Origin of the sequence: Methylobacterium phyllostachyos, assembly GCF_900103445.1 — a bacterium.
Lineage (GTDB): Bacteria > Pseudomonadota > Alphaproteobacteria > Rhizobiales > Beijerinckiaceae > Methylobacterium > Methylobacterium phyllostachyos.
On sequence record NZ_FNHS01000001.1, the window covers coordinates 509,666 to 522,584 of the forward strand.

Below are 12,919 nucleotides of genomic sequence, written 5' to 3' on the forward strand. Positions count from 1 at the left end.
CGCAGGTTTCCCGATTCCGGGCCCAGGCGGGGCACACGCGATTTTTTTGGGTACGCAGGTACGCACCGGCACCGGTCGCCCTGAATCGTCAGAGGGTTAGCAGGTGCGCACCGACCACCGCCTCAGGTACGCAGCGGTCGAAATCGTGGGGGTACGCACCCTCACCGGCTTCGACCGCAACGCGCGTACGCACTCCCCCGAACAGGTCGCCCAACTCGCGGCCGCCATCGACCGCTTCGGGTTCACGCAACCGCTCCTCGTCGACGAGCGCGACGTGATCATCGCGGGCCACGGGCGCCTCGCCGCGGCGAAGTCCCTCGGCATGCAGGACGTGCCGGTCATCCGAGTCACCGGCCTGACCGATGCCGAACGCGGCGCCCTGGTGCTGGCCGACAACCGCATCGCGCTGAACGCCGGCTGGGACGAGAAGCTGCTGGCGGAGGAGCTCCGGTCCCTGCAGGACGCCATCGGAACCGGTGACCTCGACCTCGGCGACGCCGGCCTGGAGGCCCTCGGCTTCGGCGAGGCCGAGCTCAGGGAGTACGAGGAGCTCCTCGCGCCGCCGCCCGAGAAGGAGCCGGTGCGCGAGGTCATGCTCGGCGAGGAGCCGCACGTCTGGCGAACGGCACCACCACCATGGAGATGGAGTGGGCCAAGCTCGGGCGGCGCTGGCAGGAAGAGGCCGAGCAGCAGGAATCCGAGGCCGAGTTTTACGCCGCCCGGAAGCGCCCGTACCCGCTCGACCTCGCCGCCCGCCATGCCGTCACCGGCGGCGGCGCCGCGCCGCCCCAGCCCGAGCGCGACGAAGAAACCGACAGGGAGCATTGAGCCATGGCGCGCGACCTCGCCCACATCGCCACCGCGCTGAGCCGCCCGTGGGCCATCACCTCGGAGGGCCTCGACGAGCTCGTGTTCCTCGCGCGCCGGGAGGACATCCAGATCAAGGCCCTCGCCCCGCGGGCACAGGACCACGTCACCGGCGGCGTCTCGGCCGGCGACCACGATGTCGATGTAGACGGCCCCCCGAAGCGGAAGGCGCTGGCCGAGGGCGACGATTACCTGCGCGAGTACGGGAAGAGCATCGGGACGGGGTCGCCATCATCCCGGTCATCGGACCGCTCATCGCGCGGGCGTCGTGGCTGGAGAGCTGCGGCATGACCTCGTACCAGACGCTGAAAGACGACCTGACCGCGGCGGTCAGCCATGGCGCGCTCCGCGGCATCGTCATGGAGGTCGACAGCCCCGGCGGCCAAGTCACCGGCTGCAGCGAGGCGGCGGCCGCGGTCAAGGCGGCGTCCGAGCACCTGCCCGTCATCGCCATGGTGGTAGGGGACGCCTGCAGCGCGGCCCTTTGGATCGTGTCCGCGGCCGACCACATCGCCATCACGCCGACCTTGGCCATCGGGTCGCTCGGGTGCTGCTGCTCCATCACCGACCGCCGCGGCGCCGACGAGAAGGCCGGGGTGAAGACGCATGAGATCATCTCGTCCCAGACCCCGAACAAGCGCCCGGACGTGGCGACCGATTCGGGGCGGGCCGCAATCCAGAAGATCGCCGACGACACCGCCGCGGTGTTCATCGCGCAGGTCGCCGCATACCGCGGCCTGTCGGTGGACGTCGTCGGGTCCGAGCAGTTTGGCCAGGGCGCGGTGTTCATCGGTCAGGCCGCCGTCGACGCCGGTCTCGCCGACGAGGTTTCGACATTCGACGACGTCATGGCGGAGCTCGTCGGGGACGAGGACGAGACCCTAAGCGGCCTGCTGCAGGTTGCTTAGAGGACCGGGGCGTTCACCGCCCCGGTCCGAATCGGTCACGACGGGAGCGGGACCGGGTAGGCCTCGGGGTGCCGGCGGCGGTGGACGACGTGGTTCACCGATCCGACGTTGAGGCCCACGATGATGGCGGCCTCCGTCTGAGTGAGGCCGAGGATCTCGACGAGGTAGAGGACGTAGCACGCCAGTTCGAACGTGCAGGGGAAGCGGCCGCGCATGGGCGAGCCCTCCTGTTCATATACAGGATGAAGGGGCTCCCGAGTTGAAAACTGCGGCGGAAAGTGACACGTTCAGGCTGCGGAGCCGTCGACTTTCAGCGCAGCTTCCTCCCGGAAGCGGCTGTTGTTGATGGTCCAAGCGGGGTCGGGTGTTGCAAGCGCTCGACCCCGTTTCTTCGACCGGCCGGACCTGAGCCGTCGAAGCACAGTCTATGAGGCCATACTGCCTCCATCGGAGTCCCCAAAGAACGGCGCGTCACTCGTCGCGCCCTGCTCGCGCAGGGTATCGGCGTCCGAGGCGTCGTCGTCCTCTTCCTCTTCCTCGATCTCCGGCACCTCGGGCGAGTGCCCGCCGTGACCGGCGGCTGGCGCCTGATCGAGCTTGAACTGGTCGACCGCTTTCTTGGTGACCCGGAAACCGTCCTCGGGCGTCCCTTCGAGGAAGCCTTGGGTCACGTAGTCCCGCGCGCGGTCGCGGATGGATGCGATGGACTGCACATTGATGCCGGCGCTCTGGGCGGCACTCATCATCATCTCGTAGTCGAAAGGCTCGCCCGTCAAGTTGAGATAGCCGAGCGTCTTACGCCAAGCCCGGGAGATGCTGCCGCGCTGCCGGCCGCGGCGCTTGCCGTCACCGTCCGAGGCGTCCGACGCATCGTCGTCGCCGCTCAGCGACGAGAGGGGGCGAAGCGAGGCGGCCTTCTCGAACGCCGCCAACTCGACGGTGGCGAGCATGATGCTCTCGCGCAGGCTGACGACCTTGGCCTCGTGGTCGGCGATTTCCGCCTCCACGGCCCGAATGGCCTGCCGCTTTTCAGCGATGAGTGTATCCAACGCGTCCATGACACCGTCATAAGTGCACACGACGCTTAGAAGCGCAAGGGCGCACGGCGTCTAGACGACGCCGATTTACACCGCGGGAATTTCCGCCATCGGTATGTCAAGCCCCGAGAAATACCGTCGAACGGCATCAAATGCCACGAAGTTCAGACCATCGAAGTCATTGTTCGAACCGGGACCCGGTACGGACTGCCGACTTCTTAAGCCGGCGGGCGCGCGCGTGCGCACGCGAGGAGGCCGTTGTCCACCGGCGATTTTTCCGCTCGGGCATGTGTTGGCGGATGCACGGCGGCACCTGACGCTCTCCGGGACACACAGTTCCAGACCCGCTCACCGGCCCCGGCACGATGCCGGGGCGGCGCGCGGGTCCCCCGAACCCGGAGCAGCCCATGTCCGCCCCCCGCCTCCGCGCCAAGCTGGCGACGCCCCGCACCGCCTCGGAGCAGACCGAGGAGGAGAAGGCCAAGGCCAAGAAGGCCGAGGGCAAGGAGGTGGACAAGGACGTCTCCGACAACGATGAGGACGACGGCGAGGGCGTCACGCCCCCTAAGAAGGACGGTAAGAAGGCCGCCGCGGCGACCGCCCCCGTGAAGGCTCTCTCCCCGGAGAAGGCCCGCATGAAGGCCATCACCGGCTCAGAGGCCGCCGGCCTGATGCCGAAGCTCGCCGCCCACCTCGCCTACGACACCGACCTGTCCGCGGCGGAGGCCGAGGCCGTCATGGCCGCCGCCCTGGAGGACGTCGACACCGAGGCCTCCGAGGCCCCGGCCCAGCGCGAATCGTCCGCCACGTCGCCGAATGGCGCCGCCTTCCGGAAGGCCATGAACGCCGAGGCCCCGAACCCCAGCCTGGGCGCCGGCGGCGGCGGCAAGGGCGAGCCCGAGGATCCGTGGCTCGCCGCGGCCAAGAGCCTGGGCGTCGCCTGACTGCGCCCGCCACCCCTTCCGCAGCCTGAACACCAGAGGTCACCATGGGCATCCCCCGCAGCGACGAGTTCACCTCGAACCCCTACGACTACCGCTGGGGCTCGGACAACAGCGTCGAGACCCGCACCGTCACGCTCGCCGCCGGGCAGGTCCTGAAGAAGGGCTCCGTTCTTGGCCGCATCGACGCGACCGGCGAGTACGTCCTCTGCGCCAAGACCAAGGCCGACGCCTCGGCGGTGAACGACGGCTCGCAGCGAGCCCGCCTGGTGCTGGCTTCCAGCGTCGACACCACCGGCGGCTCGAAGAAGGGCGTGACCTACACGAAGGGGACTTTCCCCAAGACCTGGGTCTCGGTCGGCACGGGCCACACGCTCCTGACCGTCGAGGAGGACCTCCGCGACCTCGGCATCTACCTCTCGGAAGTCGCCATCCCGGCGGTCGGCTGACGCCGGCCCCGCCCCTTCGCGCCAATCCCGCAACGCCGCCCCGCGCGCCAGACTAAGGAACCGCCTCGATGGCCGACACCCCCGGCACGATGAACACCGCTGATACCGCGCGCGTCATCAAGCTCGTCCAGTCCCTGAAGCGCCCGAAGACCGTCTTCCTCGGGAAGTTCTTCCCGGGCATCCTCAAGTCCGAGCACAAGCACATCTACATCGACCTGGAGATCGGCAACCGCCAGGTCGCGCCGTATGTGCACCCGCGCTCCAAGGCGCCGGACATGCAGCTCGACGGCTTCGTGACCCGGGACTTCCAGCCCCCGACGGTCAAGCTCAAGGCCGAGGTCCCGGTCGAGGGCGCCTTCGTCCGCGCGGCCGGCGAGCAGATCGGCGGCGAGATGACCGCCCAGGAGCGGGACGCCGCGAACTTCGTCCGGACGGTCACCAAGATGCGCGACCTGTTCACCCGGCGCGAGGAGTGCATGGCGGTCGAGTCCATCGTGACCGGCGGCCTGGTGGTCAACGGTGTCGGCTACGCCGAGCCCATCGTCCTGAACTTCCGCCGCGACCCGGCGCTGCAATCCGTGCTCCTCGGCGACGCCCGCTGGAACGGCGGCGCGCTGGCCGACCCGCTGCAGGACATCGAGGACAAGGGCGAGCTCGTCAACAACATCGAGGGCGCCCTCATCACCGACGTCTACATGGACCTGCAGGCGTGGCGCTGGGCCCGCAAGGACCCGAAGCTGAAGGAGATCATCAATCTCCGTAGAGCGGCGGGCGGCAACACCGCCGACATCGGGCCGACCAACACCGTCCGCGGCGCGAAGCTGGTCGCCAACATGGGCGACTACAACCTCTGGATCTACCAGGACTACAAGGACGTCATCAACGTCCTCCCCGACGGCACCTTCACGGTGACCAAGTGCGTGCCGGTCCTGCCCCCGGGCGCGGTCATCGGCGTCGGTCCCGACCTGGAGGGCGTGCACGCCTACGGCCGGATCGAGAACAAGAAGGCCGTGAAGATGGGTCAGGCCACGACCGAGCTCTTCATGGACACCTGGATGACCGACGACCCCTCGCGCGAGTGGGTTTACGGCGAGGCCGCGCCCATCACCATCCCGGTCCGCCCGAACGCCTGCTGGGCCATGAACGTGTTCGGCAACCCGCTCACCTTCAACGGCAACTGACCGGCACCCCGCCCGGCGCCCTCCGCGCCGGGCGGTCCGCTTCGCGACCCTCCCGAACCCACCACCTGAGACCGAGGACGAGACGCCATGGCTGATGCGCTGTGCCGGGCCCTGCGGGGCGTGAAGACCGTCGAGGACGGCGAGGCCGTCTGGAAGGGGCCGGGCGACGAGCTCACCCTGCCGCTGTCCGTCGCCGCCGACCTGCAGGAGGGCGGCTACGTCACCATCCTCGCCACCGACGAGCAGGCCCCCGAGGGCGTCGACCTCGGCAAGGGCGGCAAGGCCGGCAAGTAAGGGGGACGGCCCGATGCAGACGTCCCCCTCGGCCGGGTTCCACCCGCCCGTCTCCGACAACAACATCGGGCAGCAGGTCCCCCTGGAACTGCAGTGGCTCGATTCGCCGATGGTCGCCGTCGGCGTCGTCGACGCCCTTCGTCTCCGTCCCGCTGCCCCGCGGCGGCTACGTCGTCTGGACCTCTGGCCCAGCGTGGGTGAACGCGGGCCCGGACGGCGGCAGCCTCGACGCGACGGTCACCTCGGCGAACGCGGGCTCGCCCGCGGCGCTGGCCGGTGCCCCCAAGAGCCATGACGGGAAGCAATGGCCGGTGGCGGTCCGCACGGACAGCTGCATCGCCCTGAAGGCCGAGGCCGGCAGCATCGAGTTCCGGATCTGGGAGGCGCTCTAACCATGGGTCTCGCGGTCCCCAGCGGCAGCCTCGAAGGCTCGCCCGGCGCTCCCGGCGCCAACACGCAGTTCTCGAACTACGGGATGGCCTACGTCACGTTCGACGCCGGGGCGACGTGGAAGGGACCGGTCAAGACGATGACAGCGAGCGGCGGGGCAAGCCCCCAGTTGAACGTGGTCGTGAACCCCAAGCTCGTGCCGCTCTACCCGACGGCTTCGTGACCCGTCACAGGCGGAACTTCTTGCCCGCCTGTTGCAACCCGGCAGTGACGGCGTCACGGACGATCAGCTCGAACGGGAACCGCGCCTCGTACTGTGTCTCGGCCACGATGGCGGCTATGACCTCGGGGCGGCCGCGCTCGCGCCCCGGCAGGATGAGGGTGAGCGGCGCCGTCGGGCGCAGGCGGACCCAGCGGGCGCCGCGCGAGATGGCGTCCGAGACCTCGCCGCGGGGCATGTTGCCGTGCTCGTCGAGGACGGCGTCACGCCCGGGGACGAGCGGGCCGGCCGGCGTGGTGGCGTAGTCCCCGCCGCGGCGTGTCCCGCCGAAGACCGCGAACCTCAGGACCTCGGCTTGCTTCTCCATGACGTAGACCAAGGCGGCCGCCCGGTCGCCGTCGCCGGCCGGGGAGAACGCGAACCCTTGCAGCGTCCACGGTACGGGGTTCTGCAGGAACTCCGGGGCGCGCTCGATCAGTCTCTTCCGGGCGGACGCCGCGAGGTACAGGACGGTGTCCTGCTGGGCCGGGAGCAGCCTCGTCCTGATCAGGTCCTTGACCTGGCGGCGGTAGCGCTCGGTGTCGATGGAGACGGCGAACTTCATGCCTTCGAGCGTGCCTGGGCTGCGTGCACCGGACCACACATGCGGTCGGAGCGGTGACGCCGTACCTCTGACTTTTCGTTACACAACCAGCAAGTAACGGGGCGCTAACCACCGTTCGAGCTTTCCACATGTTCTGGCGTCCGGGCCAGGGACAGCCGTTGACTCCCCCTCGACAGTGAGTCCGTGACCCCCGATCGTGAGGTCACACCGGACGAGGGAGTGACCCCATGACGAGCGCCCACGGAATCGCCAGCGACCTCGACCGGGTGGGCATGACCCTGGCGGGCGTGCTCGCCACGAGCATGGCCGATGCCCGGCGGCGTCAGGCCGACGCCGATTACGAGCAGGGCCTCCGGAACGTCAGCGCCGCCGGGCGCGCGATGCAGGCCGTCACCCGCCAGCGTGCCGCCCTGCAGGCCAGCGTCGACGAGGCCGCCGCCCTCCGTGCCGAGGTCGCCCGGTTGCAGCGCGAGCTCGCCACCGCCCGCACCGAGACCGCCACGGTCCGGGCTGAGACCGCCCGCATGCGGACCCGCGCTCTCCGCGCTGAGGGCCTCGTCCTTCGCGCCGCCCGGTCGGCATGACGTCAGCATCTCTGCGCACGTTGTCATGCTACCGTGTGCGCACGGGGCAAGGCACAAGGGCCGGACGGCGCGGTGACCACACAAAAAGAAAGGCCCGCCCCGGGACGTCGGAGCGGGCCTTTCTCTGTTCGGGGGGGCTTCGTTAGATGCCGTGCTTGAGCTCGAAGGTGGGGCTGTTGATCATCTCGTCGAAGGCGGCGTCGAGGGTGGCGTTGTACTCGGCGATCTCCTCGCGCTGACGAGGCGTCACTTGCGCCGCGCTTCCCAGGATGTGCCTGTACTCCGACAGGGTCGGGCACAGGGGCAGCCCGGGGATGGCCTTGATGCCGAGCATGTGGGCGCCGGCCTGCATCGGGCCGGCCCTCCACACGTGCATCATCTCGTAGGTGTTGAGGCTGTTGAGCCACGCGATCTCGGCCTCGTTGAGACCCTCCGTCGGGGGCTCGTCACCCAGCGTCGCGAGGGCGCAGGCGAACGCGTGGGCCGCCTTGCCCTTCGCGAGGACGGGATCGAGCTCCACGACCTGCGCTGTTTTCGCGGCGGGCTTCGGAGCGACCTCGGGCTTGGGGGCTGGCGCCGGAGCGGGCGTGACACCGTCACGGGCGGGCTGTGACGCCGTCACGGGCGCGGAGGCCTTCGCGGCGACGGCGTCCATCGCATCCTCCACCTCGACACCCTGTGGCGTCGGGATGCCGGAGAAGGCCTTCGCGACCCACCGGGTGCCGTCCCAGACTTTCTGGGCCATGGCGGCCATTGCGGCCATGACGAGGGCGAAGAACTGGCTGAGCTTGCGCATGACGTGAGGATTCCTGTTCGGGGCTACGGGGTGATTGTCGGCGGGGGGACGAAAGCGAGAAGAGGGGGATGGGCTAGACCTCGGGCGAACCGAACACGCGCTCCCGGAGGTATGCCGGGATCTGCCGCTGGTGCGCCCAGACGGCCCTCAAGGCGTGCGAGGCTTCGGGCTGACCGAGCGCGGGGAGGCTCGCCAGGACATGCCCGGCGTGCGAGTGAGCCGCTGACCACCCGCGGGCGTTCCGGACGGTCGCCCAATCGCCGTCCATGTCGGACAGCACTTGGCAGGCCTCATGCGCCGCGGCGCGGACCTCGGGGACGGCGGCGCGCTCCCACCACTCGGCGACACGCTCCTGGCCGAGCCGGGCGGTAATCGTCTGAACGAGGTATTCGACCTCAGCGACGAGTTCGCGGGCGATGCGAGCGTCCCGGTCAGAAGGGCGGTCGCCCAGCAGGGACTCAGCGAGTTCGCGCTTACGCTTGTTCCAGGCCCATGCCCGCGTCTTGAGGCAGGCCCGCAGCGCGTCGATGGCCTCCGCCCGGGCGGCGCCGTTGGCGGCCCATTCGGCCTCCGCGGCGGCTAGCGCTTCCCGCTTCTTGGCGCGGTCCGCCGAGTCCGCGCGGGCCTCGGCCGCCGCGATGGCCTCCTCGACGGTGTAGGGCACGGGCGCCGGAACAGGCTCCCAGCAGACCGGCGTCGAGCCGTCCCACGAGAACCCGAGCTCCCGCATTCCCTCGCGGTCGGCGGAGTAGGCCCGGCTGTAGCGGGTCGTGTCGCCCTCAGCCTTCCAGAGCATGCGCTTCCCGTTGCGGGTCTGGCGCTCGCCGGTGTTCCGCCAGGCGAGGCCCAGCGCGCCGACAGGGAGCGCAAAGTCGAGGGGGAGCGGGCGGTGGGCCGCCGTGGCGGCCGCGGCGGCGACGAGGCCGACGCTGACGAGGAAGAGGAAGATCGTGAACACGGTGTCGGGGCTCCTGGCGATCTGCTGATTGCCATATTGAAGCACTCGACCAAGCACAATGAAAGGGCCGCCAAGAATTTTTCTTCGACCCAATTCGTAAAGTGCAATTTGCAAATTACGAATTACGATCATTCTAATGTCGAAGGAATATGGCATCTTGCATTTCAGCGGAACGTCCATAACCTCCACTGCATTGAACGCTTGGAGAGCTTGGATGTCCGCGTCGCTTACAGAGGAAGAAGTCGTCGACCGCCTGCGGGCGGCCTGCGTCGAGGCAGGCGGACAGACTGCGTGGGCGGCGGCACACGGCCTGAGCGTCCCCTATGTGAACGACGTCGTGCGCAAGCGCCGCGGGCCGGCCGCGCGAATCCTGGAGGGCCTCGGGCTGGTCCGCGAGGTCCGCTACGTGCCGCGCCAGCCCGAGACCGTGACGCTTTACGACCGGGACGGCCTGACGCTCATCGAGGCGGAGGTCCTGTGATGGCGAAGCGTCGGCCGAACCCCGATCAGCTCGACTTCTTCTCGCTACCGGCCCTGGTTCCCGCGGCCGCGCCTTCGGCCTTTCTGTTCCACCGTCCCGGTTGCGTCGAAGAGGCTGAGGCCATAGCGGCCATCCCGTTCGGCCAGCGGTGGGAGAACTACGTCGCCGTCGGCGCCGCGCCGGAGCGGATCGAGATACTCCTGCCGCGGAAGAACCGTATCGAGTTGAGCATCACCGGGACGCGCCTCGGTTGGACGGCGGGTTACCACCTAACCTTCCGCCGGCCGGTTGGGCCCGGCGCGAATCCGAAGGCCGAAACAGGATGCTTCGGCCAAGCCTGCGGCGGCGGCCTCCACGCCAACGTCGACGAGTGCGGGTTCTTCCTTTGGATGTCCCGCGATGCGGCCCTGCGGACGGCCGCCCACCGGGCATGGTGGGCGTGCTGGAAGCTCGACGAGAAGATCGCGTCCGAGGTCGAGCGCGCCATGGAGAAGGTCTTTGGGTTCTCCCCCGTCCAGGCGCCCGGGCACGACGCGAGGCGCTGGCTTGTATCGCGCGCCGACGGTGACGCCAGCCTCGAACGGCGGCGGTCCGGACCGCACGAGGACGTCCCGGAGAGCCCCGCCATCGACGAGTACCGGCGGGCTGCGGGGCTGAGCGACATCTCCGCCTGGAGGGCCGCGGCATGAGCGACCGTTTGCGATTCGTCGACGAGCTCGCCGCGCTCGACGCCCGCGAGACGCGCGCCCGCTACGCAGCGGTCCTGACCGCCGCAAAGGCCCGCGCCGGGTCGAGCCGCTGGGCGGACGAGCGCCTGCAGATCCGCGTCGCCACCGCCGAGGCGGTCGTCCTGTCCGCGGTTCGGCGCGCCATCGCAGAGGTGGAGGCCGCGCTGGCCTGGGTCGACCCGAACGAGAAGGGGACGCCATGAGCGACGAAGCCGTCCCCGACCTGCGCGGCTACGAAGACACCGACCTCGGCGTCGAGATCCCGGCGCTCAACCGCGGTGAGGCCTGGCTCGTCAGCGAGTGCGCCGGGCTCCAGTTCTACGCGTACGGCCGCCGCGACGACCTGACGGGGGAGCGCATCATGCCCCGGCTCGGGGACCGTCTCCACCTCGTGCGTGTCCCCGACAACCAGCACGACGCGAACGCCGTCGAGGTCTGGTGGAGGAACGCCCACCAGATCGGGCACCTGCCGCGCAACGCCGCCGGCGATGTCGCCCCGCTGCTCGATGCCGGCGCGGCCGCCCGGGCGTACGTCATCGGCGAGGGTGACGGCGAGGCGTGGTCGCTCAGGCTCATTGTTGTCGGCCCGGCCGCGGAACCGCTCTACGCCGCGCACATCGAACGGGTCGCCTACCGCGCTACCCTGCCGGTTCGGAACGAGAAGCGGGAGCGGCGCCTGCGTCGGCGGGCCGAACGGTTCGCGGACCAACTCCAGGCCAGGAGAGTGGCGCGCGTCGCCCAGGCGGTCGAGACGTTGCTGGCCGTGCCGTTCGAGCCTGATCTTCCGGACGTCGGCACCGAGGTAGACGTCGACCACGTAGCCCGGCTGCTGGCCTGTTCGCGGTCGACGGTCGCCCGCCTCGCGAAACGGGTCGGCATCGTGGTCGGCCGCTACACCTGGCGGGTGCCGCTGACACGCGAGTTCGACGCGGAGATCCGCGCTTGGTGTCGGGCACCTCGGAGCAGGCTCGACCCCGATTCCGTTCGCGCCCCCCGAATTGGTTGTGAATCGCCCCGGGTTTTCCGGAGGCCGTTTGGTTTGGCTCAGGCGGCCAAGGCTTGGACCTCGGCCTGGGCATAATAGCGTGCCTCCGCCTCGGCGGGAGGGATGTGGCCGATTGGTTCGAGCAGCCGACGGTGGTTGAACCAGTCCACCCATTCCAGCGTGGCGTACTCGACCGCCTCAAAGGACCGCCACGGCCCGCGTCGATGGATGACCTCCGCCTTGAACAGGCCGATCACCGTCTCGGCGAGAGCGTTATCGTACGAGTCGCCAACACTGCCGACGGAGGGTTCGACGCCCGCCTCGGCCAAGCGCTCGGTGTAGCGGATGCTCACATATTGCGATCCGCGATCCGAGTGACAGACGAGGCCGCTGCCGGCGAAGGGGCGGCGCTCGTGCAGGGCCTGCTCCAAGGCATCGAGCACGAAGTCGGCCCGGGCCGAGCGCGACACACGCCAGCCCACGATCCGGCGGGCGAAGACGTCGATCACGAAGGCCGCATAGACGAAGCCGCCCCAGGTGGCGATGTAGGTAAAATCCGCCACCCATAGCCGGTTCGGGCATTCGGCCCTGAACTGTCGATTGACCCGGTCGAGCGGGCAGGCCGCCGCCGGATCGGGAACGGTGGTGCGAACCCTCCGCCCCCGGACGACGCCAGCCAAGCCCATCGTTCGCATCAGCCGGACCACCGTGCAGCGCGCCACAATGATCCCTTCGCGGGCGAGCTGCCGCCAGACCTTGCGCACGCCGTAGACCCGGAAGTTTGCCTCGTACACGCGCCGGATCTCGACCATGAGTGCCGCGTCCCGCTTGGCTCGAGCCGACAGCCTCCCGGGATCGGCTCGTCGCGCGGCATGGGCGTGGTACGTCGACGGGGCGATCGGCAGAACCTTGCAGATCGGCTCGACCCCGTAGAGCGCACGATGATCGTCGATGAAGGCGATCATGACCGGAACCGGCGGTCGAGCTCCGCCTGGGCAAAATACGCGCTCGCCTTCCTGAGGATCTCGTTGGCCTGCCGGAGCTCGCGGTTCTCCCGCTCCAGCGCCTTGATCCGCTCGCGCTCATCCGTCGTCGGTCCGGCCCGCACGCCCCGGTCGCGCTCGGCCTGACGGACCCACTTGCGCAGCGTTTCGCCAGAGCAACCGATTTTGGCCGCGATCGACTGGATCGCGGCCCATTGCGAACCGTGCTCGCTCTCATGCTCCCGGGCCAGCCGGACTGCCCGCTCGCGAACCTCAGGGGAAAAGGGTGGGGTATGCTTCGTCATGGCTCCAGTCTCTCAAGAGTTGGAGCCTCCGAAAATCCCGGGGCGATTCAGTTGCGAGGTCAGCCATGCCTGGGACTAGACCTCGGCAGCCGCGCCCGCCCGCGACGCACGTAATTGTCGACCGGCGAACATGGACCGTCGTCAGCCGCCACCCGTCGCTCGCCGAAGCCAGGGACGCATGGCGACGCCGAGCCTTCCCAACCAAGGG

General features: G+C 69.4%; 20 protein-coding genes, 1 pseudogene and 1 other annotated feature. Of the genes and pseudogenes, 15 read left to right on the forward strand and 6 right to left on the reverse strand.

Going from position 1 to position 12,919, the window contains the following annotated elements; translation table 11 throughout:
• Positions 1 to 145: 145 nt before the first annotated feature.
• From BLQ49_RS30110 to BLQ49_RS02525, 4 genes and pseudogenes are all read left to right on the forward strand, one after another.
• Positions 146 to 337 (forward strand): annotated as a pseudogene (locus tag BLQ49_RS30110) (ParB/Srx family N-terminal domain-containing protein); the annotation flags it as partial.
• A 299-nt stretch (positions 338 to 636) separates the two neighbouring features.
• Positions 637 to 828 (forward strand): hypothetical protein, encoded by a 192-nt coding sequence (locus BLQ49_RS30115; protein WP_244507408.1) that lies wholly within the window; start codon positions 637 to 639, stop codon positions 826 to 828.
• Positions 829 to 831: 3 nt separating this feature from the next.
• On the forward strand, positions 832 to 1,158 hold the full coding sequence (locus BLQ49_RS02520) for a hypothetical protein (protein ID WP_091712982.1): 327 nt from the start codon (positions 832 to 834) through the stop codon (positions 1,156 to 1,158).
• The gene (locus BLQ49_RS02525; protein WP_091712984.1) at positions 1,155 to 1,775 is read left to right on the forward strand and encodes a S49 family peptidase; all 621 of its coding nucleotides are present in this window, start codon (positions 1,155 to 1,157) and stop codon (positions 1,773 to 1,775) included. The genes BLQ49_RS02520 and BLQ49_RS02525 overlap by 4 nt, the downstream gene beginning before the upstream one ends.
• A 35-nt stretch (positions 1,776 to 1,810) precedes the next feature.
• Here the strand turns inward: BLQ49_RS02525 and BLQ49_RS02530 are convergent, their stop codons facing one another.
• Entirely contained in the window at positions 1,811 to 1,990 is a 180-nt protein-coding gene (locus BLQ49_RS02530) for a hypothetical protein (RefSeq protein ID WP_091712985.1), read from the reverse strand.
• A gap of 210 nt (positions 1,991 to 2,200) precedes the next feature.
• Positions 2,201 to 2,833 carry a hypothetical protein gene (locus tag BLQ49_RS02535; protein ID WP_091712987.1) on the reverse strand — a complete coding sequence of 211 codons (633 nt, stop codon included), beginning with the start codon at positions 2,831 to 2,833 and terminating at the stop codon, positions 2,201 to 2,203.
• A 386-nt stretch (positions 2,834 to 3,219) separates the two neighbouring features.
• Here BLQ49_RS02535 and BLQ49_RS02540 point away from each other — a divergent pair, with 386 nt between their 5' ends.
• The 6 genes from BLQ49_RS02540 (at position 3,220) to BLQ49_RS02565 (ending at position 6,290) form a co-directional block, all read left to right on the forward strand.
• Positions 3,220 to 3,756 carry a hypothetical protein gene (locus BLQ49_RS02540; protein WP_091712989.1) on the forward strand — a complete coding sequence of 179 codons (537 nt, stop codon included), beginning with the start codon at positions 3,220 to 3,222 and terminating at the stop codon, positions 3,754 to 3,756.
• Between the two features lie 44 nt (positions 3,757 to 3,800).
• Complete coding sequence (locus BLQ49_RS02545) at positions 3,801 to 4,202, forward strand: head decoration protein (RefSeq protein WP_091712991.1); 402 nt, start codon at positions 3,801 to 3,803, stop codon at positions 4,200 to 4,202.
• Between the two features lie 68 nt (positions 4,203 to 4,270).
• Entirely contained in the window at positions 4,271 to 5,383 is a 1,113-nt protein-coding gene (locus BLQ49_RS02550; RefSeq protein ID WP_091712992.1) for a major capsid protein, read from the forward strand.
• A gap of 87 nt (positions 5,384 to 5,470) precedes the next feature.
• Positions 5,471 to 5,677 (forward strand): hypothetical protein, encoded by a 207-nt coding sequence (locus BLQ49_RS02555; protein ID WP_091712994.1) that lies wholly within the window; start codon positions 5,471 to 5,473, stop codon positions 5,675 to 5,677.
• A gap of 197 nt (positions 5,678 to 5,874) precedes the next feature.
• Positions 5,875 to 6,069, forward strand: a complete 195-nt coding sequence (locus BLQ49_RS02560; protein ID WP_091712995.1) for a hypothetical protein — start codon at positions 5,875 to 5,877, stop codon at positions 6,067 to 6,069.
• A gap of 2 nt (positions 6,070 to 6,071) precedes the next feature.
• Positions 6,072 to 6,290: a hypothetical protein gene (locus tag BLQ49_RS02565; protein WP_091712996.1), complete on the forward strand. Its 219-nt coding sequence runs from the start codon at positions 6,072 to 6,074 to the stop codon at positions 6,288 to 6,290.
• A gap of 4 nt (positions 6,291 to 6,294) precedes the next feature.
• Here BLQ49_RS02565 and BLQ49_RS02570 read toward each other — a convergent pair whose 3' ends face one another.
• A complete protein-coding gene (locus tag BLQ49_RS02570) occupies positions 6,295 to 6,891 on the reverse strand; it encodes a hypothetical protein (RefSeq protein ID WP_091712997.1) in 597 nt (198 codons plus the stop codon).
• A gap of 227 nt (positions 6,892 to 7,118) precedes the next feature.
• Between BLQ49_RS02570 and BLQ49_RS02575 the strand changes: the two genes are divergently transcribed.
• Complete coding sequence (locus tag BLQ49_RS02575; protein WP_091712998.1) at positions 7,119 to 7,475, forward strand: hypothetical protein; 357 nt, start codon at positions 7,119 to 7,121, stop codon at positions 7,473 to 7,475.
• 142 nt (positions 7,476 to 7,617) lie between these two features.
• Here BLQ49_RS02575 and BLQ49_RS29995 read toward each other — a convergent pair whose 3' ends face one another.
• Both BLQ49_RS29995 and BLQ49_RS02585 read right to left on the reverse strand, forming a co-directional pair.
• Positions 7,618 to 8,271 carry a hypothetical protein gene (locus tag BLQ49_RS29995; RefSeq protein WP_091712999.1) on the reverse strand — a complete coding sequence of 218 codons (654 nt, stop codon included), beginning with the start codon at positions 8,269 to 8,271 and terminating at the stop codon, positions 7,618 to 7,620.
• A 73-nt stretch (positions 8,272 to 8,344) separates the two neighbouring features.
• Entirely contained in the window at positions 8,345 to 9,229 is an 885-nt protein-coding gene (locus BLQ49_RS02585; RefSeq protein WP_143012193.1) for a hypothetical protein, read from the reverse strand.
• A 214-nt stretch (positions 9,230 to 9,443) separates the two neighbouring features.
• Between BLQ49_RS02585 and BLQ49_RS02590 the strand changes: the two genes are divergently transcribed.
• Genes BLQ49_RS02590 through BLQ49_RS02605 form a run of 4 tightly spaced genes read left to right on the forward strand, consistent with a single transcriptional unit; the run spans position 9,444 to position 11,519 of the window.
• Positions 9,444 to 9,710, forward strand: coding sequence for a hypothetical protein (locus BLQ49_RS02590; RefSeq protein WP_091713006.1), 267 nt, complete (start codon positions 9,444 to 9,446; stop codon positions 9,708 to 9,710).
• On the forward strand, positions 9,710 to 10,399 hold the full coding sequence (locus BLQ49_RS02595) for a hypothetical protein (protein WP_091713008.1): 690 nt from the start codon (positions 9,710 to 9,712) through the stop codon (positions 10,397 to 10,399). Before BLQ49_RS02590 ends, BLQ49_RS02595 begins: the two co-directional genes overlap by 1 nt.
• Positions 10,396 to 10,641, forward strand: coding sequence for a hypothetical protein (locus BLQ49_RS02600; RefSeq protein WP_091713009.1), 246 nt, complete (start codon positions 10,396 to 10,398; stop codon positions 10,639 to 10,641). The genes BLQ49_RS02595 and BLQ49_RS02600 overlap by 4 nt, the downstream gene beginning before the upstream one ends.
• On the forward strand, positions 10,638 to 11,519 hold the full coding sequence (locus tag BLQ49_RS02605; protein ID WP_091713011.1) for an HIRAN domain-containing protein: 882 nt from the start codon (positions 10,638 to 10,640) through the stop codon (positions 11,517 to 11,519). The genes BLQ49_RS02600 and BLQ49_RS02605 overlap by 4 nt, the downstream gene beginning before the upstream one ends.
• Here the strand turns inward: BLQ49_RS02605 and BLQ49_RS02610 are convergent.
• Positions 11,483 to 12,711 (reverse strand): IS3 family transposase gene (locus tag BLQ49_RS02610; RefSeq protein ID WP_091713013.1). Its coding sequence is split into 2 segments (ribosomal slippage): positions 11,483 to 12,423 and positions 12,423 to 12,711, totalling 1,230 coding nucleotides; the frame shifts between segments, so codons are not numbered across the junction. The two genes, BLQ49_RS02605 and BLQ49_RS02610, sit on opposite strands and share 37 nt — an antisense overlap.
• Positions 12,314 to 12,430, reverse strand: a sequence feature (AL1L pseudoknot). (Overlaps the previous gene by 117 nt.)
• Positions 12,712 to 12,919: the final 208 nt, after the last annotated feature.

Coding starts and splice junctions, on each gene's coding strand:
- BLQ49_RS30115 (WP_244507408.1), top strand. CDS start 637: ATGGAGATGGAGTGGGCCAAGCTCGGGCGGCGCTGGCAGGAAGAGGCC.
- BLQ49_RS02520 (WP_091712982.1), top strand. CDS start 832: ATGGCGCGCGACCTCGCCCACATCGCCACCGCGCTGAGCCGCCCGTGG.
- BLQ49_RS02525 (WP_091712984.1), top strand. CDS start 1,155: ATGACCTCGTACCAGACGCTGAAAGACGACCTGACCGCGGCGGTCAGC.
- BLQ49_RS02530 (WP_091712985.1), bottom strand. CDS start 1,990: ATGCGCGGCCGCTTCCCCTGCACGTTCGAACTGGCGTGCTACGTCCTC.
- BLQ49_RS02535 (WP_091712987.1), bottom strand. CDS start 2,833: ATGGACGCGTTGGATACACTCATCGCTGAAAAGCGGCAGGCCATTCGG.
- BLQ49_RS02540 (WP_091712989.1), top strand. CDS start 3,220: ATGTCCGCCCCCCGCCTCCGCGCCAAGCTGGCGACGCCCCGCACCGCC.
- BLQ49_RS02545 (WP_091712991.1), top strand. CDS start 3,801: ATGGGCATCCCCCGCAGCGACGAGTTCACCTCGAACCCCTACGACTAC.
- BLQ49_RS02550 (WP_091712992.1), top strand. CDS start 4,271: ATGGCCGACACCCCCGGCACGATGAACACCGCTGATACCGCGCGCGTC.
- BLQ49_RS02555 (WP_091712994.1), top strand. CDS start 5,471: ATGGCTGATGCGCTGTGCCGGGCCCTGCGGGGCGTGAAGACCGTCGAG.
- BLQ49_RS02565 (WP_091712996.1), top strand. CDS start 6,072: ATGGGTCTCGCGGTCCCCAGCGGCAGCCTCGAAGGCTCGCCCGGCGCT.
- BLQ49_RS02570 (WP_091712997.1), bottom strand. CDS start 6,891: ATGAAGTTCGCCGTCTCCATCGACACCGAGCGCTACCGCCGCCAGGTC.
- BLQ49_RS02575 (WP_091712998.1), top strand. CDS start 7,119: ATGACGAGCGCCCACGGAATCGCCAGCGACCTCGACCGGGTGGGCATG.
- BLQ49_RS29995 (WP_091712999.1), bottom strand. CDS start 8,271: ATGCGCAAGCTCAGCCAGTTCTTCGCCCTCGTCATGGCCGCAATGGCC.
- BLQ49_RS02590 (WP_091713006.1), top strand. CDS start 9,444: ATGTCCGCGTCGCTTACAGAGGAAGAAGTCGTCGACCGCCTGCGGGCG.
- BLQ49_RS02595 (WP_091713008.1), top strand. CDS start 9,710: ATGGCGAAGCGTCGGCCGAACCCCGATCAGCTCGACTTCTTCTCGCTA.
- BLQ49_RS02600 (WP_091713009.1), top strand. CDS start 10,396: ATGAGCGACCGTTTGCGATTCGTCGACGAGCTCGCCGCGCTCGACGCC.
- BLQ49_RS02605 (WP_091713011.1), top strand. CDS start 10,638: ATGAGCGACGAAGCCGTCCCCGACCTGCGCGGCTACGAAGACACCGAC.